Below are 20,293 nucleotides of genomic sequence, written 5' to 3' on the forward strand. Positions count from 1 at the left end.
CGTGTCCCTCCGTCTGCCCAAGCTCGATTACTTCCTCATTGGCCTCGTTCTGATGGTGGCGCTGGCGCTCATCTGGCCGGTCCCTGGCAAGAGCGGCGGGCCCCTGCATTTCGAATATGTCACCACCTACGGTGTCTCGGTGGTGTTCTTTCTTTACGGGCTGACGCTGTCGCCGGAGAAGATGAAGGCTGGCATCCTCCATTGGCGCCTGCACGTTTGCGTGCAGTTTGCTACCTTCGTTTTGTTTCCGGCCTTGCTGTTGGCCGCCCGGGCGTTGATGCCGGATCTGTTTTCCGATGATCTCTGGCTCGGTTTCTTTTACGTCGCGGCATTGCCGTCCACCGTGTCCTCATCAGTGGCGATGACCAACATCGCTCGTGGCAACGTGCCGGCGGCCGTGTTCAACGCTTCTCTGTCCAGCCTGCTCGGCGTGTTCGTCACGCCGCTTCTGATGAGCTGGTACATGAAGCGCAACGGCATCGACATGCCGCTCCTGCCGGTGATGCTCAAGGTGGTGATGCTGGTGCTGGTGCCGATCATTCTCGGCCAGATCGCCCGCCGCTGGCTCGGCGGCTGGGCGCACCGCAATGCCTTCTGGGTGAAGCTCGCCGATCGCACCACCATCCTCGCCATCGTCTACAATTCTTTTTGCGATTCCGTGGCGGCCGGCGTCTGGAGTGCCAACGATCTCACGGTGGTGCTGGAGATTGCCGTCGCTTCGGTGGCGCTGTTCCTGGTGGTCTACGTCATCATGAACGGTGTCTGCGCCATCATGGGTTTCAATATCCGCGATCGCATCGCCTGCCAGTTCTGCGGTTCCAAGAAGTCGCTGGCGACAGGCGTACCGTTGGCGCCGGTGATGTTCGGCCAGAGCGCCGCCATCGGCCTGATCGTCGCGCCGATCATGGTCTTCCACTTCCTGCAACTGGTCATCGTCAGCGTGTTGGCGGCGCGTTTTGCGAGTAGAGCAACGGACTGATCAGATTGCCGTCGAATGGGCGTCTTCTCCTGGCACGATCACCGTCGGTGGTTGATGGAACCAGCGATAGCCGGCGGCGAGCGCCAGGAAGACGGCGAGCCAGACCGCGATGTGCCATAGCCGTGCGTTGACGCGGTGGCGGCCGAACGCCAGCGAAGCGCCAATCAACAGGGCAAAGATCGAGAGATAGGCGGCATTGGCGAACTGGGCCGGGGCGAGGCCGGCGACGTCGCCCGACCGGCCGAAGATCAACAGGATGCCGGTAGCGATGATCAGGATCGCCACGGCGACATAGAGCACCGGTTGTCGCATTGGCTCAGGCCTCCGATCGGGATGCGGTATCCAGCATTTGGATCCGCCGCAGCCGTTCCGCAAGCCCGCCCATGATCGCTCGTCGCCCCTCGGGGCTCATCTCCGTCCAGTGGGCGATTTCCTCCAGTGTGCGACCGCAGCCGCGACAGAGGCTGCCGCCCTCCAGCATTCGACAAATTTTGACGCAAGGCGTTTCCACCATTGTTGTCACCTGCCGATCAGGAGGCCGATCAGGAAGGCCACCTCAGTAAGCACCTGCGTCGCGCCAAGAATGTCGCCGGTCTGCCCACCGATCTTGTCGCGGACAAATGCGGCGAAGGCGAGGGTGGTGAGGCCAGCAAAAGCGATGCCGAGAAGCGTAGCCGACGCGCCGATCAATGCCGGCAGCGGCGACAACAGCAGTACCGTCAATCCGACGCCGAGGGCAACGGCGCGCTGGTCAGGCTGGCCGAGCCTTGCGGCAAGACCGTCTGGCCGAGCGTTGGGCAGCGCCGCCCAGAGGGCAGTCATGGCAAGGCGGCTCAGGGCGCCCGCGCCCAGCACGGCGAAGACGCCCGCCGCCGGGTGTGCGAACAGCGCGCCGTAGGCGCTGGCACGGATCGACGTTGCAAGAATCAATGCCAGTCCGCCGAAAGTGCCGATGCGGCTGTCCTTCATGATGAGGAGCCGCTTTTCGACCGTGGTGCCGCCCACGAGGCCATCGGCACTGTCGGCGAGACCATCCTCGTGCAGCGCCCCGGTAGGAACCACCAGCGCTGCGACAACGATGAGGCCGATGAGAAGATCGGGCAGGTCGGCCGAACCGACCAAGAGACCGATGAGCGACGCCGGCAGAGCAATCAGGAAGCCGGCGAGCGGCACCGCCGCCGCCGCTCGCGGCAGGCTGGGCAGGGCGCCTGTGTCGTCCAGCCGTCCGAGCTGCGGCACGGGCAGGCGCGAGAAAAAGCGGAGCGAGGCGCCGAGATCGGCAAGACGGTGGAGGAGTTCGTTGGCAAGCATTCTTCGTTTGTAGGCCGCCGCGCGAGTCATGTATAGCGTGAACCCGCTAAATGTTGTGTCATTTCGTGGTATTGCGGTGGTTCTGATACTAAATCCAGACCCGTGGTTTCCAGTTCACTCAGAAAGACGAAGATATGATTCCCTCGATGTCCGGCCTGCCGTTCGACGATTTTCGTGAGTTGATCCGTTCGATGCCGGGGCCGGACGAAGCCTCCGTCGCTGCCGTTCGCGCGCGCAATGCGGAGCTGACCAAGCCACTCGGTTCGCTCGGTCGGCTCGAGGAACTCGCTGAATGGCTGGCCGCCTGGCAGCGGGTAGAGCGGCCGGCGGTGCGCCATCCGATGGTGTCGATTTTCGCGGCCAGCCATGGTGTTGCTGCCAAGGGCGTTTCGGCGTTCCCGGTCGAAGTGAATTTCCAGATGGTAGCCAACTTCACCGCCGGCGGCGCTGCCATCAATCAGCTCTGCAAGAGCTACAATTACGGGCTCAAGGTGTTCGAGCTTGCTCTGGAGGTGCCGACGCCCGACATCACCGAACAGGATGCTTTCGACGAGGCCGATTGCGCCGCTACCATGGCTTTCGGCATGGAATCGGTGGCCGGCGGGACCGACCTGTTGATGCTCGGCGAAATGGGTATCGGCAATACCACGGTTGCCGCCGCCATCTACCATGCGCTCTATGGCGGCGCGGCGTCGGACTGGATCGGCCGTGGCACCGGTGTCGATGACGCCGGCCTGACTCGCAAGCGCGATGCCGTGGCCGCCGCCGTGGCGCGTCTCGGCAAGGGTGAGCGCGACGGCCTCGAGGTTCTGCGCCAAGTTGGTGGTCGTGAGATCGCCGCCATGGTTGGCGCCATCATTGCCGCCCGCCACCAGAACATTCCGGTGGTGGTCGATGGCTACGTCGTTACCGCCGCCGCCGCGGTGCTGCATGCCGTCGATCCGCACTCCATCGATCACGTTCAGATTGCCCACGCCTCGGTCGAAGGCGCTCATCGCGACGTCATCACTCGACTCGGCAAGGAACCGATCGTCGACCTGCGCTTCCGGCTCGGCGAGGGTACCGGCGCTGCCATCGCCGGGTCGATCATCCGTGCGGCCGCAGATGTGCATGCGGGCATGGCGACCTTCGCCGAAGCTGGCGTGGCAACCAAGGACTAATACGAAAAGAAGTCCGAACAATGTGTTGTTCGGACTTCTTCATCTAACTGTTTAAAAAATCAGCTGACGCGGCTCACGCAGAAATGCACCACGTCTTCGAGAGCCGCCCGGTAGGGGCCTTCCTCCAGCACCTCGAGCGCGGCGATCGCCTTATCGCCATAGGCACGGGCGCGCTCGACGGTGGCGGCGATGGCCTGATGCTTTCCGAGCAGCTCGATGGCGTGACCGAGATCGGCGTCCTCGATTTCCCCGCGTTCGATGGTGCGCTGCCAGAAGTCATGGTCGGCGTCGCCACCTCGGGCGGCGGCGATCAGGATTGGCAGCGTTACCTTGCCTTCGCGGAAGTCGTCGCCGACCTTCTTGCCGAGCGTCATCGACGAGCCGCCATAATCAAGCGCGTCGTCGACAAGCTGGAAGGCGAGGCCGAGCTGAGTGCCGTATTCGGCGAGTCCGGTGCGCACTTCGGTGGGGCTGCCTGCGATAATCGGGCCAACCTCGGTGGCGGCCGAGAAGAGAGCCGCCGTTTTGGCGTTGATCACCTGCAGATACTGTTCTTCGCTGGTCGTCAGGTGCTTGGCGGCGACCAGTTGCAGCACCTCGCCTTCGGCGATCACCGAGGCGGCGCGCGATAGCACGGCGAGCGCGTCGAGTGAACCAACCTCGACCATGGTGCGGAAGGCTTGGCCGAGCAGATAGTCGCCAACCAGCACGCTCGCCTGGTTGCCCCAGACCATGCGCGCCGAGGGCTTGCCGCGCCGGAGTTCGCTCTCGTCGACCACATCGTCGTGGAGAAGCGTCGCCGTGTGCATGAACTCGACGGTGGCGGCCAGCTTGACATGGCCATCCCCCCGATAGCCACAGGCGAGCGCGGCGGCGAGGGTCAGCATCGGCCGCAGGCGCTTGCCGCCGGAATCAATCAGGTGACGGGCGATTTCGGGAATCATCTCGGCATTGGCAGCGGCCATGTCGAGAATCATCTGGTTGACCCGCTGCATGTCGGCGTCGACAAGCTTCATCAGGGGCGCGATGGATTTCTCGCGCGGTGCCGCCGGAGCGTTGCTGTGCTGAGGTGCGACCGAGCTCAAACCTTCCACTCCCGAACCATCCGTCCGGCTTGCCGCCGGTTGTGTGTCCACAACGCTTCCCGACACGAGTCGGTGCCCGCGCTTGAGAAAGATTAATTGGGTGACCATTAGGCCGCCAAGCGGATAATGTCGAATCTCATCGGGGATAGCCATCGGCAATTCCGGAGGTTTCATGGAAGAATTGATCCGCACCAACGATTTGGTGACCATCTCCTTTGTGGAGGCGCTGCTGAAGGACGCTGACATCGGCTATATCGTCGCCGATCAGGCGATGAGTGCGCTTGAGGGAATGGTCGGCGCTTTTCCGCGCCGTATTCTAGTCGATGCCGATGACGCTATTCGTGCCCGCCGCCTTATTACCGATGCCGGTCTCGGCGCGGAACTTCGGCATAAGCCGAAGCCGGAATCGGACTGGTGACCGTTTTGAGCGCCGTGAGCCGTGATGGCTTTCTTGGCAATCAACTCATGATCGACCAGCCGCTGTCCGGTTCGCACCGAGCCGGCCTGGATGCCGTGCTGCTTGCCGCGTCGCTTCCCGATGGAACGACCGGTCATGTGGTCGACCTCGGCGCCGGGGTCGGTGTCGCCGGCCTCGCCGCGGCTCATCGGCTACCTGAGACGACCGTCACCCTGGTGGAGATCGATCAGGAGCTGGCACGGCTCGCCGAGGGGAATGCGGCGATGAATGCAAGCACGGCCAACCGGGTCCATGTCGTGGTCGCCGATGTGCTGGCGCCAGCCGCCGAGCGTCGGGCCGCTGGCTTGCTCGACAATATGGCCGATCATGTTGTCATGAATCCGCCGTTCCATCCTGCCGATCGCGGCCGATCATCACCGTCGCCGGCGCGGGCGCGGGCGCATGCGGTGACTGCCGATGCGATTGATGGTTGGGTCCGCGCCGCCGCCGCCGCGCTGAAGCCATCCGGTACGCTGACGGTCGTCTTTCGCGCCGACGAATTGCCGCGTCTCTTCTCGGCCATTGGCAGCCGCTTCGGTTCGCTCGCCTTGCTGCCGATCCATGCGCGCGCTGGAGAAGCAGCGCACCGGCTAATCCTGCGCGGCCGGCCACAGGGCCGGGCGCCGCTTCGGATATTGCCCGGCATCGTGCTGCACGCGCCGGACGGCAGTTTTCGCTCGGATGTCGAGGCTGTGCTTCGGGGGGCAGCGCTGCCAGTCTCCTGGTGGTGACCTCAGGGGAGACGCAGGTCGGCGAGCACCGGAAGGTGATCGGAGCCGATATCGGGACCAACCTCGAAGTGTTTCACTTCGATATTGCGAGATACCAGGATGTGGTCGACCGGCGAGCCGAAATAGAAGTTCTTGGCGAACCACCGCCTTGAGAAGCGCGTCGTGCTCGGCCAACCGGTCCCGGCAGCGTCGACCAGCCCAGACTTTTTCAGGAACGATTGGAAGAACGGCGACCATGTCGGCGTGTTGAAGTCGCCCAAGACAACGACAGGCGTACCCGGAGCCTCGGCGGCGACCGATTTTGCCACGACGTTGAGATAGAGGTTGCGGCCTTCCCACTGGTCAAAACTGCGAGGCGTCGTGGGGTGCAGCACGTAGACCACTACCATCGGCTTCGAGGCGGGAATCGATGCGGCATCCGTCGTATCGGGCGGGGCGAGTTCCAGCCTGAGCGGGTTGCCTCCCCATCCGTCTCCAGGGATAACAGAGACGTTTTTGATGTGCTCTGCCTTGAGGATCCGCCAACCCGACCAAGCCATCACCTCCGGATAGCGACCGAGCAGTTCGGCCGACGGCGTCTGAGGAAAATGGTTCCGCAATGCATCGAAATGCCGCAGCACGTAGCCGCTCACCTCCTGTTGGCCAAGCACGTCGATGCCCGACTTGGTGCTCCAGGCGATGAGATCGTCGTAGTCGCTGCGACCGCCCAGCACATTGCTCGTGGCGACGCGGAGCTCTCGCCCACCGGCCGACGCGGCGGCGCGATCGATCGGCATGAAGAGCGGCAGGCCATTGAGTACGGTAAGAACGACGGCGATTGCCGCGAGGAGGCGATGGCGGCCAACGAGCGCTACGAGTGTGGCGGCGAGGGAGACTTCGAACAGTGTGGGCAGGAAGAAGGTCAGGAGATCGCCGTAATAGAAGCTATCGGCGTTAAACCGTGCCAGCGTTGCCGCCGCGACCGCTCCGACGATGGCAATCGTAGCCGAGCCGGTAAAACTGCGTCGTGGCGAAGCCGCGCTCATTTCGAATGCCGTCATGTGAACTCCCAAAGCCTGGGCGAACCGGCCCGACCTCGATCGTCGAGAAAATCTGCGGCAAACTTATGAACGCCAACGCTAAACTTGCCTGCCAGCTGCAACAAAAGCAAGGAGCGGGCCAGAATGACCAGCTTTGGCTTAGAACAGGCTGCCTTGAAGCGCGCCTGGCGCGCCACCTTGCTCGTGCGCCAGCAGCCAGCGTTTTGTGTCGATACCGCCACCGAAGCCGGTGAGAGCGCCAGACGCGCCAATCACCCGATGGCAGGGGACAATGATCGGGATTGGATTGGCACCATTGGCAGCGCCGACGGCGCGGCTCGCCGAAGGGCGGCCGATGCGACTGGCGAGCTCGCCATAGGACATGGTCGCGCCATAGGGAATAGCGGTAAGCGCCTGCCAGACAGCGAGCTGGAAGGGCGAACCGACCGGCATTAGCTCGATGTCGAAAGCGCGAAGCTCGCCCGCGAAATAGGCCGAGAGCTGGGCGCGCGCCTCGACAAACTGGCCGTCATCGCGCCGCCAGTGATCCTGCGGGGCGACGCGGCCCTTGCCGTTGGGAAAGCCGACTTTCGACAGACGCACGCCGTCGCCAGCCAGAAGCAGGGAACCGATGGGGGCCTGAAGATAGGTGTAGACGATGTCGAACATGTGCGCCTCACATGGCTGGAGTTCGCCTGAGCATGGCGAAGATCCGACCGTCGATCGACAGGAGACCCAGGGCGATCAAGGCCATCCCCAGGAAATGGCTGATCGACAGCCGTTCGCCGAGCACGAGGTTTCCAAGCAGGATGGCCGATACGGGGATCAGCAGGGTCACCAGCGACGAGTTGGTGGCACCACCAACGGAGAGGAGGTGAAAGTAGATGATATAGGCCAGCGCCGTTGAGATCAGCGCCAGAGCAAGAAGCGCACCGATGGTAACGAGGTGGGGCATGGCGAGCTGCCAGGGGGCGTCGACGAGGGCGACAAGTGGCAGCATCATTGCGGTAGAGGCCGTGGTCTGGCCGAAGGCGCCGATAGCCGGCGCGATGCCCATGCGACGGAACCTGCGCCCGAACGTGCCGGCAAAGCCATAGGACAGGGCGGCGCCAAGGCAGGCAAGAAGCGCCCAAACCGGTGGACCGTTGCCGGCAAAGGCGCTGCCGCTCATCAGAACAGAGACGCCAAGGATGCCAAGCAGCACACCGGTGATCTTCTGTGGGGTCATCTTCTCGTCGGCGGTCAGCAGATGGGCGACCAGAATGGAAAAGATCGGCGTCGTGGCATTGAGAATGGAGGCAAGACCCGAAGCGAGCGCCGTCTGGCCCCAGAAGATCAGGCTGAAAGGGATGAGGTTGTTGAGTAGCCCCATGCCGAAGAAGGCGCGCCAGACTTTACCACTGACTGGGATCACCTGATCGGTCGACCGGAGGTAGATGAAAAGTGCGAGAGCGGCGATCGACACGCGGCCGAGCACGACGGTGAACGGTGGCAGCTCGGCAAGCGCCACCTTCGAGAAGAAGAACGAGCCACCCCAGAGGACGGAGAGGAAAACAAGAAGGCCCCATTCGAGGAGGCCCATCCGCGGTGCTTTTGTCAAAGACGCCTCCTGGCTGACTGAGCGAATAATTGCCTGACCGATGATGGACTGCTCGCCGGAATCGGACTCTGTTCGATGATCTTGCGCAGAGTGCGTGTACAATTCCTGTTATGAGCCTCGACATCACCCTCTGCGAAACGGCCTGGGCGGCGCGTGATCCTGCCTATGACGGCGCCTTTTTCATCTGCGTACGGACAACGGGCATCTATTGCCGCTGCGTCTGCCCAGTGAAGCAGCCGCTCCGACGCAATATTGAGTTCTTACCGAGTGCGACCGCGGCCGAGCTCGCCGGCTACCGGCCTTGCCTGCGCTGCCGACCGGAGACGGCGCCCTTCTGTCCGGCGTGGAAGGGTACACTCGCCATTGTCGAGAAGGCGGCGCGGCTGATCAAGGATGAGGGAGCGCTCGACGGCGATGGCAATGTGGAGGCACTGGCAGAGCGCGTCGGTATCGGCGGCCGGCACCTGACGCGGCTTTTCCGTCGACATCTCGGTGCCAGCCCGACCGAAGTGGCCAAGACGGCGCGGGTTCAGCGCGCCAAGCGCCTCATCACAGACACCAATCTTCCCATGACTGATGTCGCGCTTCAGGCCGGCTTCGGCAGCCTCCGGCGCTTCAACGCCGTGTTCAGTGAGGTTTACAAACGGTCGCCGAGCGAGATGCGGCGCGGGCGAGGGGGCCTAAACGCCATCCGGCAACTTGGAACGCATCGCGATCCGGCGATCGACCGTCTCACCATCAACGACGAAGGTGCCGTCACCGACCGCGTGTAGCATCCGGCGCTCCTGGCGCTCACGATCGATCCACGCAGTAACCCCTTCGAGCACGATGATGCCATGGGGATCGAGAATGTCGACGACACGGCATTCGACGTTGCCAAGGCACTCGGGCAGCAGGGGAGCGCGCACGTTCCGAGCCGGTTTGCGGGCGATATTGAGAGCATCGAACTTATCAGTGTCCTGCCCTGAGCAGGTGCCGATGCTGATGACTTTGTCGATCAGGTCAACCGTGGGAATGGCGAGAACGCATTCCTTGCTGTTTGCGAGCGCCGCATAGGAATAGTTCCAGGGGCCGGTCTTGATGGCGAAGGTCGGCGAGAAATCCAGCACCATGGTCCAGGTGATGGTCATCACGTTGTCGCGCCGGCCGTCGTTGGTTGTTACCAGAACAACTGGCCCTGGCTCCAACAGCGTGAATGCACGTGCGAGGGGAAGTTCCTCGAGTGCCATAATCGCCTCCGATTGCCTCGCCCTGCCGCCTCTCAGATCGGATATCCCACCGCTTTCAGGAAGGCGCGGGCGATGATCATGTGACCGGTCAAGGTCGGGTGGACACGGTCGGTGGCGATGCCCATAGGATGGATCTCGGCCATCATCTCGTCAAAGGCGGCCTGCGTGTCGGCGAAGATGGCGCCGTGCTTTTCGGCGAGCTTTTTCATCACCGTGCCGTAGTCGTCGATCATTTTGCGCATCGGGTCTTCGCGATTGAACTCGACGAAGTAGGGCGCCATCAGGACCAGCCCCTTGAGGTGGGGCTTGGTGCGAACGATCAGGCGCTCCAGCGTCGCCTCGAATTCACCGATCAGCACATGGTTCTCGGTCTGGAGGCGGGCGTCGAACTGCCGCCAGACGTCGTTGACACCGATCATGATCGACAGCCAATCCGGCTTCAGGTCTTCGACGTCGGTCGCCCAACGTGCTTCGAGATCGCGCACGGTATTGGCACTGACGCCCATGTTGACGACGCGGATACGGTGGGCGGCGTGCGTCACATTGAGAAAGGCGTTGACCAAGCCGACATAGCCGGTGCCGAGAGAGTCAAACAATGCTTCGCCGATCGGCCGGGCGCGGCTCCAGTCGGTGATCGAGTCGCCGATGAACAGCAGCTTGCTGTCCTTATGAATCTTCACGTCTTCTTCCTCCGATTGAATGGTGGTCCTCACCACACGCGGTTCAGCCAACTCCTGACGCGGTTTTCATAGGCGTAGAACGACAGGAATCCGATCGCCACCGATAGCACGAGGCCAATCAGTTCGTGGGCCGGCAGGTCGCCGAACAGGTATGTCTTGTACTGATAAAAAGGCTGTTGCCAGAGGTAGATCGAGAAAGAACCGATGCCGAGCAGCCTGAGTGGCTTCCAGGACAGCGCCGTTCGCACCCATCTCGGCGCCTCGGCCAGATGGTTGACGGTGAAGGCCAGGAAGAAGGGCGCGACCGTCATGGTCATCATCCACGGAAACACCGAGCCGACGTAAAGCGCCGACCCAAGGGCAAAGGCGGCCACTGGCATCCAAGGGCGGACGTAAGGGGCGGTTCGATCTCTGAGCAGAGAATAACCGGCTGAAAGCAAAAGATTGGTTGCCGCGACTTCGCTGCGCACCCAGTATTCTATGGGCGGCGCGATCGAGGGGAAGGTAAAATAGCTGAGGTGTATGGCGATGGTCAGGAGACCGAAGCCAATCAGCGCCCAGCCTTCTCGGCCGCGCAGGAAGGGGAGAAGGGTGAGAAGCGACAGGAAGATATAGGAGTGTTCCTCCACGTTCAGCGACCAAAGGTGGCCGATCGGGTAGGCGCTCGCAAACATATGAAAGTCTGCCGGCAGGTAGGAGCGAAGAAACAGCACCGTCGGCACCACCTCCGACGCCGGAGCCGCCTTGCCGATGAGCGCAGCGATGCCGAAGACGATCAGGAGGTAAAGGAAGAAGGCGGGAATGATGCGCGAAATGCGGCGTTTATAGAAGGTGGCAAGCGGCACGCGACGCTGAAACAAAAGGCGGCTCATCAATAGGCCGGACAGGCAAAAGAACACGTCGACGCCCATTCGCCCGCTGTGCCAGCCCTGAATGATCAGGAAATGCCCTTGCAGCACCAGAAGGATTGCCAGCCCCCGCCAGCCGTCCAGATAGTCGATGCGTTGCAACTCGCTGCCACCATGGCGCACCGATGAAGATACCATTTTCTCGATCGTCATATTTGGCTCGAAGCGAACGGTCGCGCGATTGGCGGCCGGAGTGCGGCAGTCATTCAGGAAAATAGTGATGAAATGGTGACCGTGGCAAACTGCGAACATCGCCTAAATACGACAAAGCGCCCGACATCCCCTTGGGATCGAGCGCTCGCGTCGTACCGGCGATCGGTACCTGCCTATCAGAGGCCGAAGCCTTTTTGGCTCGAAGCGAACGGTCGCGCGATTGGCGGCCGGAGTGCGGCAGTCATTCAGGAAAATAGTGATGAAATGGTGACCGTGGCAAACTGCGAGCATCGCCTAAATACGACAAAGCGCCCGACATCCCCCTTGGGATCGAGCGCTCGCGTCGTACCGGCGATCGGTGCCTGCCTATCAGAGGCCGAAGCCTTTCAGGAAACCGCGCTTCTTGGTCTTGGCCCGGCTGCCGGCAGTCTCTTCGTAGTTGGCGATTGCCTCGGCGATCTCGCGTTCGGCGGTGCTCTGGCTGTGGCGCTTGTGGTTGGCACCCAGCATGGCGAACATCATGGCGTCCATCGTTGTTCTCCGTTCTTTCTCTGTCTCTCTTTTTACATCCTCAATATAGGTGTGATGCCCAATAGGAACAAATCGTATCTTCTGAAGGCTGCATTCAGATTTCCTGCATCGAACAGGTCCCCTGGCCGCCATTTGAATCTTCGCAGGCTTCTTCCTACATGCGAGGACGACGAACAATTCCGCAAAGGAACATGCCCTTGGTCGATTTCAGGTCCTGGCTGCCGCGACGGTTTCGCGGCGACGTTCCCGTTGTGCCGCTCGTACGCTTATCCGGGGCTATCGGCATGCCCGCCGCACTAGGGCGTGGGTCGCTGTCGCTGTCGTCTATCGATGGCGCGCTCAAGAAAGCCTTTTCGGTGAGTGGGGCGAAGGCTGTGGCGCTTGCCATCAACTCGCCCGGTGGCTCGCCCGTCCAATCTCACCTCATCTTTCGCCGCATCCGCCAGCTTGCCGAGGAAAAAAAGCTGCCGGTGATCGCCTACGTCGAGGATATAGCGGCGTCGGGTGGCTACATGCTGGCCTCAGCGGCCGACGAGATCGTCGCTGACCGCTCGTCCATCCTCGGGTCAATCGGCGTGGTTTCGGCCAGCTTCGGCCTCGACAAGGCCATCGGCCGGCTCGGTATCGATCGCCGTGTCTATACGGCCGGCACGCGCAAGGTGACTCTCGATCCCTTCCAGCCGGAGAACGGCGAGGACATCGAACATCTCAAAACGCTGCAGCGCGACATCCATGCCTTCTTCATCGAACTGGTCAAAGACCGACGCGGTGCTCGGTTGACCGGCGGTGAAGAGCTGTTTTCGGGGCTCTACTGGGCCGGCGAGCGATCGGTGGCGCTCGGCCTTGCCGATCGGATCGGCACCGCGCATGACGATCTTGCCGCCCGCTTCGGCGACAAAGTTGATATCCGCCTGTTCGAACCCGGACGGAGCGGCTTCCTGCGCCGACGTCTGTTTGGCAGCGCGGTCGATGCCACCACCCTTGTCGATTTCGACAATATTCTTGCGACAATCGAACGACGTAGTATGTATTCTCGCTACGGTTTGTGAACCTATCACAGGAATTTGCGCTTGCCAGGAAACCAAGACAGTGGTCTCATGGTTTTGTCAGCAAAGGAGATTGGTCCATGTCCCATCTGGTTGGATATGCTCTCATCGGCGCAGGCGTTTACGTCGTCGTGCAGGTGCTGAAGCGCGAGATGATGCGTGTGGCCGAAATTCTCCATGAAGCCAACGCCAAGCCGGTACGTGTCGAGATCCGCATGGAGCGCGATCCGGTGACCGGTGTCTATCGCGATCGCCGCTGAGTATCGGGTATTCTTTTTGGCGGATCTGTTCGCCATTGTTGAACCAGGCCGAAGCACATTGCTTCGGCCTTTTTCATTGTTGGATCAGGGATGTGACAGGTTGCGGATGGCCCCACAATCGTCGGCGCGGATCTTCCGCGCACCTTGATCGGGCTGTTCCGAGCAGGCCACCCTCCACGTTATTTGGCCGGTGGCGCCTTTCTCATGGAGAGTGCGGCAATAGCAGATTTTGCCGCCAGTGGCCGAACCCTCTATTTCTTCTTCCTGTTGGCGATCCGACTGAATGGGTTCCAGGAACTGATGGCGCTTTTCGGCGGCGAAGGCTGGGGCGGCCACGATCAACGTGGCGGCGAGAGCCAGGGTGAAGCGAAGGCGTCTGGAGGTCATCGTCCTATCCTGTGGCGGCACCCGCGATTGGATGACGCTTCCTTTCTTGGACGATGCCCGCCGATTTTTCGGGCGGCGGGGTGCGAGGCTTTTTGCGGTTGACGGGGCGAGGGGGCGCACCTAATTTCGCGCCCGATCCCGCCCGGCTCCCGCCGGGGTTCCAGCCGTTTCAGGTAGCGCCAGATGACCCAGCCCGCCGACGTCAACGATCCCCGCCGCTCCTTTCAGGGGCTGATCCTGACCCTGCAGCGCTTCTGGGCCGAGAAGGGTTGCGTCATCCTGCAACCCTACGACATGGAAGTGGGGGCCGGTACCTTCCACCCGGCGACGACGTTGCGCTCGCTGGGGCCGAAAGCATGGAAGGCGGCTTACGTGCAGCCATCTCGTCGCCCCAAGGACGGGCGCTATGGCGAAAACCCCAACCGATTCCAGCACTACTACCAGTTCCAGGTGATCCTGAAGCCGTCGCCGGAGAACTTGCAGGCGCTCTATCTCGAAAGCCTTCAGGCGATCGGCATCGACCTCAAGCTGCACGACGTGCGGTTCGTCGAGGACGACTGGGAGAGCCCGACCCTCGGCGCCTGGGGGCTTGGTTGGGAATGCTGGTGCGACGGCATGGAAGTGAGCCAGTTCACCTATTTCCAGCAGGTGGCGGGTATCGAATGCTCACCCGTGTCGGGCGAGCTCACCTATGGCCTCGAGCGCCTCGCCATGTATCTTCAGGGCGTGGACAACGGCTACGAACTTAATTTCAACGGCCGTGAGGGCGAGGACAAGGTCACCTATGGCGACGTCTTCCACCAGGCTGAGGAAGAATACTCCCGTCATAACTTTGAATATGCCGACACCGACATGCTGATGCAGCATTTCAAGGACGCCGAAGCTGAGTGCAAGGCGTTGCTCGAGAAGGGCGCGGCGGCCGGTACGGACGGCATCAACAAGTGCGTGCTGCCGGCCTATGATCAGTGCATCAAGGCCAGCCATCGCTTCAACTTGCTCGACGCGCGCGGCGTCATCTCGGTGCAGGAGCGGCAGAGCTACATCCTGCGAGTCCGCGAGTTGGCCAAAGCCTGCGGCGAAGCGTGGCTGAAGACGGCCGGCGGCGGCGCGTTGGCATGACGGCGGCGGATAGCCGGCCAATGCCGCCAAAACTCGTTCTGTTCGATTGCGACGGCACGCTGGTCGACAGCCAGCATATGATCGTCGCCACCATGACGGAGGCCTTTGTCAAGCTCGGTCATGTGCCGCCCGACCCGGCCGGCGTGCTTTCCATTATTGGCTTGTCGCTGCCGGAGGCGGTCAGCCGCCTCAATCCTGATCTTGACGCGGTCACCGTCGGCCTCGTCGTGGAGGCCTATCGCGACACCTATCAGGCGATGAAATTTCGCCTTGCCGAAACGGCGCCGCTTTATCCCGGCACGCTCGACGCCTTGAAGGCCTTGGCGGCACAGGACGACGTGTTGCTCGGCGTCGTCACTGGCAAGTCGCGGCGTGGGCTTGACGCCATCCTCGAGACGCACGGGCTGACAAATCTGTTCGCCGTGCTTCGCACCGCCGATGACGGACCATCAAAGCCGCACCCCTTCATGGTGGTCGACGCAGTGGCCGCTCTCGGCGGCGATGTGTCTCGCACGGTGGTGATCGGCGATACCGGCTTTGACATGCTGATGGCCCGCGCGGCAGGCGCCTTCGCCCTTGGCGTCACCTGGGGCTACAATAGCCGCGACGAACTCATACAGGCCGGTGCCCAAGTGCTCGCCGACGGCTTTACCGAGGTGCCGGTATTGGCGATGGAGCTGCTTGGCGGGAAGGCGTAAACCGATGGCCGATCTCTTCGACGAACTTGCCGCGTCCTTCGATCCAGTTCTGGCAACCGAACGGGCCCGCGCCAACGTGCAGCGCGTGCTGCCGAAGCGCTTCTACCAAGCGGTATCGGTTGAGCCGATCGACGGCCTTTATCGCGTGCTGCTCGACGGCAAGCCGGTTCGCACGCCGGGGCGCAATCTGCTTGCCGTCGGCCCGCTACGGGCGGCCTGCGCCCTGGAGGCCGAATGGGCCGGGCAGGGCAAGTTCATCGATCCGATGACCATGCCGCTCACCCGACTCGTCAACTCGGCCATCGACGGCGTATCGCGCGAGATCGAGGCGGTGAAAGATGAAGTCGCCGCTTATGCCGGCTCGGACCTGACCTGTTATCGCGCAGGCGAGCCGCAACGCCTTGACGAACGCCAGCGATCCGCCTGGGAGCCGGTGCTCGACTGGGTCCGGGAGCGGTTCGGTACACGCCCGATCGCAACGGTGGGCGTGGTGGCGGTACCTCAGCCGCCGCGGCTTTTCGCCGCGGTTCATTCCACCCTGCCTGACGACGCCATCCGCCTCGCCGCCACCGAGCTGGTCACAACGCTAACCGGTTCGGTGTTCCTGGCACTCGCCCTTATGGAGAAGCGCTTGTCGCCAGACGACGTCTGGCTCGCTGCCCATGTCGACGAGGATTGGAACGCCGAGCTTTGGGGCGTCGACAGCGAAGCGCGTCAACGCCGCGATTTTCGGCGAGCCGATTTCGACGCGGCGGCTCTGCTTCTTCTCGAGTGACGGTCAGCGTTGGAAATTCTCTCGCTTCAACCGGTAAAGCACATGCGGTCTGAGCGGGTGGTCTTCCGGCAATAATGGATGCAGGAAGTCGTCGGCCGGATCGCGTACCATTCCAAGGCTCTGCATCACCGCGCGCGATGGCAGGTTGGAAACCGCCGTGAAGGCGACGATTTCGGTGAGTTCGAGGACATCGAAACCATGAGCCAGGGCGGCGCGCGCCGCTTCGCTGGCATATCCGCGCTGCCAGAATGCCTTGTCGAGCCGCCAGCCCACCTCGACTGCCGGCGCGAAGGGGTAGGCGGGGTTGAGCACTTTCTGAATGCCAACCATGCCGATGAAAGCGTCGTCCTCTCGCCGCCGCACGGCGGAAAAGCCGTAGCCGTGCTCCGACCACGTGCCTCGGAGCCGATCGACAAGGGTGTTGCTTTCGTCGGTCGTCAGGGTCTTCGGGAAATAGCGCATGACCTCCGGGTCGGCGTTGAGCGCGGCGAATGGGGCGAGGTCCTGCTCCGTCCAGGGAGCGAGCACAAGGCGCGGAGTTGCGAGTATCATGGTCTTGGGGCTCCTCTCTTTGATGGGAGGCTTGTGATAAGGCGTTCGCTTCCCAAAATAAACGCCATAGAAAGGTGGAAAGGCTACCGCCCTTCGTGTACAACGCCGCGGACTCGGACCGCATAGGCGGTCGGTGTGCCCTTTGGCGCGCCCCGGTCGGGCGCCCGTTGAAAGTTTTGGGGTTACATGCAAACCGTTCTTCTCGTCATCCACCTGATGGTGGTCGCAGCCCTGGTGGGCGTCGTGCTTCTGCAGCGCTCCGAAGGCGGTGCGCTTGGTATTGGTGGCGGCGGTGGCTTCATGACCAGCCGCGGCACCGCCAACGTACTGACCCGCACCACCGCCATCCTCGCGGGGATTTTCTTCGTGACCTCGATCGGTCTGTCGGTTTTGCCGCGCTTTACCGGCGCGCACGATTCGATCCTCGACAAGGTGCGGACGGCACCGTCCTCACCGACGGCCGATCAGCCCATCGGCTCAGGCAAGGGTGGTGTTCTCGACCAGCTCAACCAGATGAGCAAACCAGCCGCCCAGTCGGGTAACGTGCCGGTCGCTCCCGCGGTGGAGGTTCCGGCCGCGCCGACGACTCAGGCTCCCGCAGCCGCGACACCGGCTGCTCCGGCAGCGCAAACTCCGGCCGCTCCGGCGACTGATTCGGCCCCGACAACGTCTGCGCCGGCCCCAGTCGCCCCGGCTACGCCCGCACAGACACCCTAAGGACGACCCCGTCCGGTAGAAAGCGGATATGGACGGTCGCGGGCTTCCGCGGCCGTTTTCGTGAGACAGGACAATAGCTTGAAGCGATCAGTCGACCGGAGGGTTAACGCCTTCCGGGCCGGCCTTTTCGTTTTGTTTTGGATAAACCAGTCGGACCACTCCCCAACGGGTCCGCGAAAAGATAGGTTGAAGGCCCATGGCGCGGTACATCTTCATTACTGGCGGCGTGGTTTCGTCCTTGGGCAAGGGGCTCGCGGCAGCGGCTCTTGCGTCTCTTCTGCAGGCGCGTGGCTACAAGGTTCGTCTCCGTAAGCTCGACCCCTATCTGAACGTCGATCCGGGGACGATGTCTCCGTATCAGCATGGCGAAGTCTTCGTGACCGACGACGGCGCGGAGACCGATCTCGACCTTGGCCATTACGAGCGCTTCACCGGGCGCCCGGCCAACAAGCAGGACAACATCACCACCGGCCGCATCTATCAGGAGATCATCGCCCGCGAACGGCATGGCGATTATCTCGGCGGTACTGTGCAGGTGATTCCGCACGTCACCGACGCGATCAAGGCGTTCATTCTCGACGGTAACGAAGACTATGACTTCGTGCTGTGCGAGATCGGCGGCACCGTGGGTGACATCGAGGCGATGCCTTTCCTTGAGGCGATCCGTCAGCTTGGCAACGAGCTGCCGCGCCGGCATTGCGTCTACATCCACCTGACGCTGATGCCCTACATTCCCTCGGCGGGCGAGCTGAAGACCAAGCCGACACAGCACTCGGTGAAGGAGCTGCGCTCCATCGGCATTCAGCCGGACATCCTGCTGGTCCGCTGCGACCGGCCGATTCCCGAGGGCGAGCGCAAGAAGCTGTCGCTGTTCTGCAACGTTCGCCAGTCGGCGGTCATCCCTGGGCTCGACGTCGGCAACATTTACGAAGTGCCGCTGGCCTACCACAAGGAAGGCTTTGACGACGAAGTGCTGGCCGCGTTCGGTATCGAGGCGGCGCCAGCCCCCAAGCTTGATCGCTGGCAGGGTATCGTCAATCGCGTCAAGAACCCCGAGGGCGAGGTCAACATCGCCGTCGTCGGCAAGTACACGGTGCTGAAGGATGCCTACAAGTCGCTGATCGAGGCGCTGATGCATGGCGGCATCGCCAACAATGTTCGCGTCAAGATCGAATGGATTGAGAGCGAAGTGTTCGAGAAGGAGGATCCCACCCCCTATCTCGACCATGTGCACGGCATCTTGGTGCCGGGTGGATTCGGCGAGCGCGGCTCGGAGGGCAAGATTCTCGCGGCCCGCTTTGCGCGCCAGCACAACGTGCCCTATTTCGGCATCTGCTTCGGCATGCAGATGGCCGTGATCGAAGCGGCTCGGGCGCTGGCCGGTGTGACCGGAGCCTCGTCGTCGGAGTTCGGCCCGACCGAGGAACCGGTGGTCGGCCTGATGACCGAGTGGCTGAAGGGCAATGCGCTGGAGAAGCGCCGGGCCGGCGGCGATATGGGCGGTACGCTGCGCCTCGGCTCCTACGAGGCGCATCTCGCCAAGGGATCCAAGATCGCCGAGATCTACGGCTCGGAGATCATTCACGAGCGTCATCGTCACCGCTATGAAGTGAACATCGACTATCGTGATCGGCTGGAGGCCTGCGGCCTGTCGTTTGCCGGTATGTCGCCGGATGGCGTGCTGCCGGAGACAGTGGAGATCCCCGGCCATCCCTGGTTCATCGGTGTGCAGTATCATCCCGAGCTGAAGAGCCGTCCGTTCGAGCCGCACCCGCTGTTTGCGAGCTTCATCGCGGCGGCGGTCGAACAGGGCCGGCTGGTCTGAGGTCGGGCGTCATTTGAGTTCTGGAAGCCGGCCGCCGCGAGGCGTGCCGGCTTTTTGGTGCGATGTTAGAGCGCCGTCAGCGCCTTGATCTTCTCCATGCCACCGACCTTTGGCGCCAGGATTGCCCAAACGCCCTCAGCGCCCTTCACCCAGGCATCGCGGTTTTCTGGTGCGATCATCTGGCCGCCGGCCGCTTTCGCAGTTTCCATCGACGTTGCTTCATCGGCCTGCATCAGCGCGTCGAAATAGGTCGATGCCTCGGCGATTGCCGCCGTGAACACCGCTTTCTCCTCATCGTTGAGACCATTCCAGAATCCGGCTGACAGATAGACGGCACCGGTGGCCCAGATATGGGCGGTTTCGATGAGATAGGGCACCACTTCGTAGAGACGGAAACCGGCATAGGCCGACTTGGTGAGATCCATCATGTCGACGACGCCGGTCTTCAGCGCGTTGTAGGTCTCGGTGATAGGGATCGGGGTCGGAAGCGCGCCATAGGCCTTCCAAAGTTCGACGTGCAGCGGGCTCTGGATGACGCGGATGCGCTTTCCGGCAACACCCCCGGGTGTGGTCACCGCTTCCTTGGCCAGAAGGTGGCGAGCCCCATAATTGATGAAGCCGAGTGTGACGAACCCTTGGTCGGTCAGTTTCCCCTTGAACTCGTAGCCGATCGGACCAGAGGTGGCACGGCGGACGTGATCGCGATCGCGAAAGACGAAGGGCAGATCGAAGAGCTGTGTCTCCGGCACCCAGGCCGACAGGGACGATAGAGTGGACAGGCTGGCCTGGATGGAATCAAGGCGGATACCCTCGGCCACCTCTTTTTCACCACCGAGCGCGGCGTTGCCGACGATACGGAAATCGAAGCGGCCGGGTAGCTTTGTTTCCACAAGGTCGCGCACCTTCAGCCAAATCTTTGTCTCCGGCTTATCGTCGCCGAGCAACGAGGCGACGGTCAGCGGTCGCGACGCGGCGCGAGCCGGCCGGATGACGGCAGGGAGGGCTAGGGCGGAAAGGCCGGCGGCAAAGGCGCGGCGGGTCAGGATAGGCATGCAGTTCCTCCGAAGTTCG

General features: G+C 62.5%; 26 protein-coding genes. 12 read left to right on the plus strand and 14 right to left on the minus strand.

Annotated elements, in window-relative coordinates; translation table 11 throughout:
- The first annotated feature begins 1 nt into the window (after position 1).
- Complete coding sequence (locus tag AB6N07_RS15735; RefSeq protein ID WP_370674023.1) at positions 2-979, plus strand: bile acid:sodium symporter family protein; 978 nt, start codon at positions 2-4, stop codon at positions 977-979.
- Here AB6N07_RS15735 and AB6N07_RS15740 read toward each other — a convergent pair whose 3' ends face one another.
- From AB6N07_RS15740 to AB6N07_RS15750, 3 genes are read right to left on the minus strand one after another with little or no spacing between them, the layout of a single operon-like run.
- The gene (locus tag AB6N07_RS15740) at positions 980-1,291 is read right to left on the minus strand and encodes a hypothetical protein (RefSeq protein WP_370674024.1); all 312 of its coding nucleotides are present in this window, start codon (positions 1,289-1,291) and stop codon (positions 980-982) included.
- Between the two features lie 4 nt (positions 1,292-1,295).
- On the minus strand, positions 1,296-1,493 hold the full coding sequence (locus AB6N07_RS15745) for a DUF1289 domain-containing protein (RefSeq protein ID WP_370674025.1): 198 nt from the start codon (positions 1,491-1,493) through the stop codon (positions 1,296-1,298).
- A gap of 5 nt (positions 1,494-1,498) precedes the next feature.
- Entirely contained in the window at positions 1,499-2,290 is a 792-nt protein-coding gene (locus AB6N07_RS15750) for an adenosylcobinamide-GDP ribazoletransferase (RefSeq protein ID WP_370674026.1), read from the minus strand.
- 134 nt (positions 2,291-2,424) lie between these two features.
- On the opposite strand from AB6N07_RS15750, the gene cobT reads away from it, so the two are divergent.
- On the plus strand, positions 2,425-3,450 hold the full coding sequence (cobT, locus tag AB6N07_RS15755) for a nicotinate-nucleotide--dimethylbenzimidazole phosphoribosyltransferase (protein WP_370674027.1): 1,026 nt from the start codon (positions 2,425-2,427) through the stop codon (positions 3,448-3,450).
- 59 nt (positions 3,451-3,509) lie between these two features.
- On the opposite strand, the gene AB6N07_RS15760 is transcribed toward cobT, so the two are convergent.
- Positions 3,510-4,466 carry a polyprenyl synthetase family protein gene (locus tag AB6N07_RS15760; protein ID WP_370678253.1) on the minus strand — a complete coding sequence of 319 codons (957 nt, stop codon included), beginning with the start codon at positions 4,464-4,466 and terminating at the stop codon, positions 3,510-3,512.
- A 241-nt stretch (positions 4,467-4,707) separates the two neighbouring features.
- Here AB6N07_RS15760 and AB6N07_RS15765 point away from each other — a divergent pair, with 241 nt between their 5' ends.
- Both AB6N07_RS15765 and AB6N07_RS15770 read left to right on the plus strand, forming a co-directional pair.
- Complete coding sequence (locus AB6N07_RS15765; protein ID WP_370674028.1) at positions 4,708-4,953, plus strand: DUF2007 domain-containing protein; 246 nt, start codon at positions 4,708-4,710, stop codon at positions 4,951-4,953.
- A complete protein-coding gene (locus AB6N07_RS15770) occupies positions 4,950-5,723 on the plus strand; it encodes a tRNA1(Val) (adenine(37)-N6)-methyltransferase (RefSeq protein WP_370674029.1) in 774 nt (257 codons plus the stop codon). Before AB6N07_RS15765 ends, AB6N07_RS15770 begins: the two co-directional genes overlap by 4 nt.
- Positions 5,724-5,725: 2 nt before the next feature.
- Here AB6N07_RS15770 and AB6N07_RS15775 read toward each other — a convergent pair whose 3' ends face one another.
- The 3 genes from AB6N07_RS15775 to AB6N07_RS15785 form a co-directional block, all read right to left on the minus strand.
- Positions 5,726-6,763: an endonuclease/exonuclease/phosphatase family protein gene (locus AB6N07_RS15775; protein WP_370674030.1), complete on the minus strand. Its 1,038-nt coding sequence runs from the start codon at positions 6,761-6,763 to the stop codon at positions 5,726-5,728.
- A 138-nt stretch (positions 6,764-6,901) separates the two neighbouring features.
- Positions 6,902-7,411: a methylated-DNA--[protein]-cysteine S-methyltransferase gene (locus AB6N07_RS15780; protein ID WP_370674031.1), complete on the minus strand. Its 510-nt coding sequence runs from the start codon at positions 7,409-7,411 to the stop codon at positions 6,902-6,904.
- A 7-nt stretch (positions 7,412-7,418) separates the two neighbouring features.
- A complete protein-coding gene (locus tag AB6N07_RS15785) occupies positions 7,419-8,324 on the minus strand; it encodes a DMT family transporter (RefSeq protein WP_370678254.1) in 906 nt (301 codons plus the stop codon).
- A 128-nt stretch (positions 8,325-8,452) separates the two neighbouring features.
- Between AB6N07_RS15785 and AB6N07_RS15790 the strand changes: the two genes are divergently transcribed.
- Positions 8,453-9,115 carry a bifunctional transcriptional activator/DNA repair enzyme AdaA gene (locus tag AB6N07_RS15790; RefSeq protein ID WP_370674032.1) on the plus strand — a complete coding sequence of 221 codons (663 nt, stop codon included), beginning with the start codon at positions 8,453-8,455 and terminating at the stop codon, positions 9,113-9,115.
- Here AB6N07_RS15790 and AB6N07_RS15795 read toward each other — a convergent pair.
- The 4 genes from AB6N07_RS15795 to AB6N07_RS15810 form a co-directional block, all read right to left on the minus strand.
- The gene (locus AB6N07_RS15795; RefSeq protein WP_370674033.1) at positions 9,023-9,571 is read right to left on the minus strand and encodes a flavin reductase family protein; all 549 of its coding nucleotides are present in this window, start codon (positions 9,569-9,571) and stop codon (positions 9,023-9,025) included. The genes AB6N07_RS15790 and AB6N07_RS15795 overlap by 93 nt on opposite strands.
- A 32-nt stretch (positions 9,572-9,603) precedes the next feature.
- On the minus strand, positions 9,604-10,251 hold the full coding sequence (locus tag AB6N07_RS15800) for an SGNH/GDSL hydrolase family protein (protein ID WP_370674034.1): 648 nt from the start codon (positions 10,249-10,251) through the stop codon (positions 9,604-9,606).
- Between the two features lie 29 nt (positions 10,252-10,280).
- Positions 10,281-11,312 carry an acyltransferase family protein gene (locus tag AB6N07_RS15805; protein WP_370674035.1) on the minus strand — a complete coding sequence of 344 codons (1,032 nt, stop codon included), beginning with the start codon at positions 11,310-11,312 and terminating at the stop codon, positions 10,281-10,283.
- 369 nt (positions 11,313-11,681) lie between these two features.
- A complete protein-coding gene (locus tag AB6N07_RS15810; protein ID WP_370674036.1) occupies positions 11,682-11,843 on the minus strand; it encodes a hypothetical protein in 162 nt (53 codons plus the stop codon).
- A 191-nt stretch (positions 11,844-12,034) separates the two neighbouring features.
- Between AB6N07_RS15810 and AB6N07_RS15815 the strand changes: the two genes are divergently transcribed.
- Both AB6N07_RS15815 and AB6N07_RS15820 read left to right on the plus strand, forming a co-directional pair.
- Positions 12,035-12,892: a S49 family peptidase gene (locus AB6N07_RS15815; protein WP_370674037.1), complete on the plus strand. Its 858-nt coding sequence runs from the start codon at positions 12,035-12,037 to the stop codon at positions 12,890-12,892.
- Between the two features lie 77 nt (positions 12,893-12,969).
- Positions 12,970-13,149 (plus strand): hypothetical protein, encoded by a 180-nt coding sequence (locus tag AB6N07_RS15820; protein WP_370674038.1) that lies wholly within the window; start codon positions 12,970-12,972, stop codon positions 13,147-13,149.
- 84 nt (positions 13,150-13,233) lie between these two features.
- On the opposite strand, the gene AB6N07_RS15825 is transcribed toward AB6N07_RS15820, so the two are convergent.
- Complete coding sequence (locus AB6N07_RS15825; RefSeq protein ID WP_370674039.1) at positions 13,234-13,536, minus strand: hypothetical protein; 303 nt, start codon at positions 13,534-13,536, stop codon at positions 13,234-13,236.
- 183 nt (positions 13,537-13,719) lie between these two features.
- Between AB6N07_RS15825 and AB6N07_RS15830 the strand changes: the two genes are divergently transcribed.
- The 3 genes from AB6N07_RS15830 to AB6N07_RS15840 are packed head-to-tail and all read left to right on the plus strand — an operon-like array spanning position 13,720 to position 16,128.
- On the plus strand, positions 13,720-14,655 hold the full coding sequence (locus AB6N07_RS15830; protein ID WP_370674040.1) for a glycine--tRNA ligase subunit alpha: 936 nt from the start codon (positions 13,720-13,722) through the stop codon (positions 14,653-14,655).
- Between the two features lie 20 nt (positions 14,656-14,675).
- The gene (locus AB6N07_RS15835) at positions 14,676-15,353 is read left to right on the plus strand and encodes an HAD-IA family hydrolase (protein ID WP_370674041.1); all 678 of its coding nucleotides are present in this window, start codon (positions 14,676-14,678) and stop codon (positions 15,351-15,353) included.
- A 4-nt stretch (positions 15,354-15,357) separates the two neighbouring features.
- Entirely contained in the window at positions 15,358-16,128 is a 771-nt protein-coding gene (locus tag AB6N07_RS15840) for an ATP12 family chaperone protein (protein WP_370674042.1), read from the plus strand.
- Between the two features lie 3 nt (positions 16,129-16,131).
- Here AB6N07_RS15840 and AB6N07_RS15845 read toward each other — a convergent pair whose 3' ends face one another.
- Positions 16,132-16,680, minus strand: a complete 549-nt coding sequence (locus AB6N07_RS15845; protein WP_370674043.1) for a GNAT family N-acetyltransferase — start codon at positions 16,678-16,680, stop codon at positions 16,132-16,134.
- Positions 16,681-16,866: 186 nt separating this feature from the next.
- Here AB6N07_RS15845 and secG point away from each other — a divergent pair, with 186 nt between their 5' ends.
- Both secG and AB6N07_RS15855 read left to right on the plus strand, forming a co-directional pair.
- On the plus strand, positions 16,867-17,397 hold the full coding sequence (gene secG, locus AB6N07_RS15850) for a preprotein translocase subunit SecG (RefSeq protein WP_370674044.1): 531 nt from the start codon (positions 16,867-16,869) through the stop codon (positions 17,395-17,397).
- A 196-nt stretch (positions 17,398-17,593) separates the two neighbouring features.
- On the plus strand, positions 17,594-19,222 hold the full coding sequence (locus tag AB6N07_RS15855) for a CTP synthase (protein WP_370674045.1): 1,629 nt from the start codon (positions 17,594-17,596) through the stop codon (positions 19,220-19,222).
- A 65-nt stretch (positions 19,223-19,287) separates the two neighbouring features.
- Here AB6N07_RS15855 and AB6N07_RS15860 read toward each other — a convergent pair whose 3' ends face one another.
- Positions 19,288-20,274 (minus strand): TRAP transporter substrate-binding protein, encoded by a 987-nt coding sequence (locus AB6N07_RS15860; protein ID WP_370674046.1) that lies wholly within the window; start codon positions 20,272-20,274, stop codon positions 19,288-19,290.
- Positions 20,275-20,293: the final 19 nt, after the last annotated feature.

Source organism: Pleomorphomonas sp. PLEO (assembly GCF_041320595.1).
Lineage (GTDB): Bacteria > Pseudomonadota > Alphaproteobacteria > Rhizobiales > Pleomorphomonadaceae > Pleomorphomonas.

Excerpts from the sequence above, each read along its gene's own strand:
- AB6N07_RS15805 (WP_370674035.1), bottom strand. The coding sequence starts at position 11,312 with ATGACGATCGAGAAAATGGTATCTTCATCGGTGCGCCATGGTGGCAGC.
- AB6N07_RS15740 (WP_370674024.1), bottom strand. The coding sequence starts at position 1,291 with ATGCGACAACCGGTGCTCTATGTCGCCGTGGCGATCCTGATCATCGCT.
- cobT (WP_370674027.1), top strand. The coding sequence starts at position 2,425 with ATGATTCCCTCGATGTCCGGCCTGCCGTTCGACGATTTTCGTGAGTTG.
- AB6N07_RS15830 (WP_370674040.1), top strand. The coding sequence starts at position 13,720 with ATGACCCAGCCCGCCGACGTCAACGATCCCCGCCGCTCCTTTCAGGGG.
- AB6N07_RS15820 (WP_370674038.1), top strand. The coding sequence starts at position 12,970 with ATGTCCCATCTGGTTGGATATGCTCTCATCGGCGCAGGCGTTTACGTC.
- AB6N07_RS15780 (WP_370674031.1), bottom strand. The coding sequence starts at position 7,411 with ATGTTCGACATCGTCTACACCTATCTTCAGGCCCCCATCGGTTCCCTG.
- AB6N07_RS15750 (WP_370674026.1), bottom strand. The coding sequence starts at position 2,290 with ATGCTTGCCAACGAACTCCTCCACCGTCTTGCCGATCTCGGCGCCTCG.
- AB6N07_RS15815 (WP_370674037.1), top strand. The coding sequence starts at position 12,035 with ATGCCCTTGGTCGATTTCAGGTCCTGGCTGCCGCGACGGTTTCGCGGC.
- AB6N07_RS15810 (WP_370674036.1), bottom strand. The coding sequence starts at position 11,843 with ATGGACGCCATGATGTTCGCCATGCTGGGTGCCAACCACAAGCGCCAC.
- AB6N07_RS15835 (WP_370674041.1), top strand. The coding sequence starts at position 14,676 with ATGCCGCCAAAACTCGTTCTGTTCGATTGCGACGGCACGCTGGTCGAC.
- AB6N07_RS15745 (WP_370674025.1), bottom strand. The coding sequence starts at position 1,493 with ATGGTGGAAACGCCTTGCGTCAAAATTTGTCGAATGCTGGAGGGCGGC.
- AB6N07_RS15825 (WP_370674039.1), bottom strand. The coding sequence starts at position 13,536 with ATGACCTCCAGACGCCTTCGCTTCACCCTGGCTCTCGCCGCCACGTTG.
- AB6N07_RS15790 (WP_370674032.1), top strand. The coding sequence starts at position 8,453 with ATGAGCCTCGACATCACCCTCTGCGAAACGGCCTGGGCGGCGCGTGAT.
- AB6N07_RS15845 (WP_370674043.1), bottom strand. The coding sequence starts at position 16,680 with ATGATACTCGCAACTCCGCGCCTTGTGCTCGCTCCCTGGACGGAGCAG.
- AB6N07_RS15795 (WP_370674033.1), bottom strand. The coding sequence starts at position 9,571 with ATGGCACTCGAGGAACTTCCCCTCGCACGTGCATTCACGCTGTTGGAG.
- AB6N07_RS15760 (WP_370678253.1), bottom strand. The coding sequence starts at position 4,466 with ATGAAGCTTGTCGACGCCGACATGCAGCGGGTCAACCAGATGATTCTC.
- AB6N07_RS15785 (WP_370678254.1), bottom strand. The coding sequence starts at position 8,324 with ATGGGCCTCCTCGAATGGGGCCTTCTTGTTTTCCTCTCCGTCCTCTGG.
- AB6N07_RS15765 (WP_370674028.1), top strand. The coding sequence starts at position 4,708 with ATGGAAGAATTGATCCGCACCAACGATTTGGTGACCATCTCCTTTGTG.
- AB6N07_RS15855 (WP_370674045.1), top strand. The coding sequence starts at position 17,594 with ATGGCGCGGTACATCTTCATTACTGGCGGCGTGGTTTCGTCCTTGGGC.
- AB6N07_RS15775 (WP_370674030.1), bottom strand. The coding sequence starts at position 6,763 with ATGACGGCATTCGAAATGAGCGCGGCTTCGCCACGACGCAGTTTTACC.
- AB6N07_RS15840 (WP_370674042.1), top strand. The coding sequence starts at position 15,358 with ATGGCCGATCTCTTCGACGAACTTGCCGCGTCCTTCGATCCAGTTCTG.
- AB6N07_RS15860 (WP_370674046.1), bottom strand. The coding sequence starts at position 20,274 with ATGCCTATCCTGACCCGCCGCGCCTTTGCCGCCGGCCTTTCCGCCCTA.
- secG (WP_370674044.1), top strand. The coding sequence starts at position 16,867 with ATGCAAACCGTTCTTCTCGTCATCCACCTGATGGTGGTCGCAGCCCTG.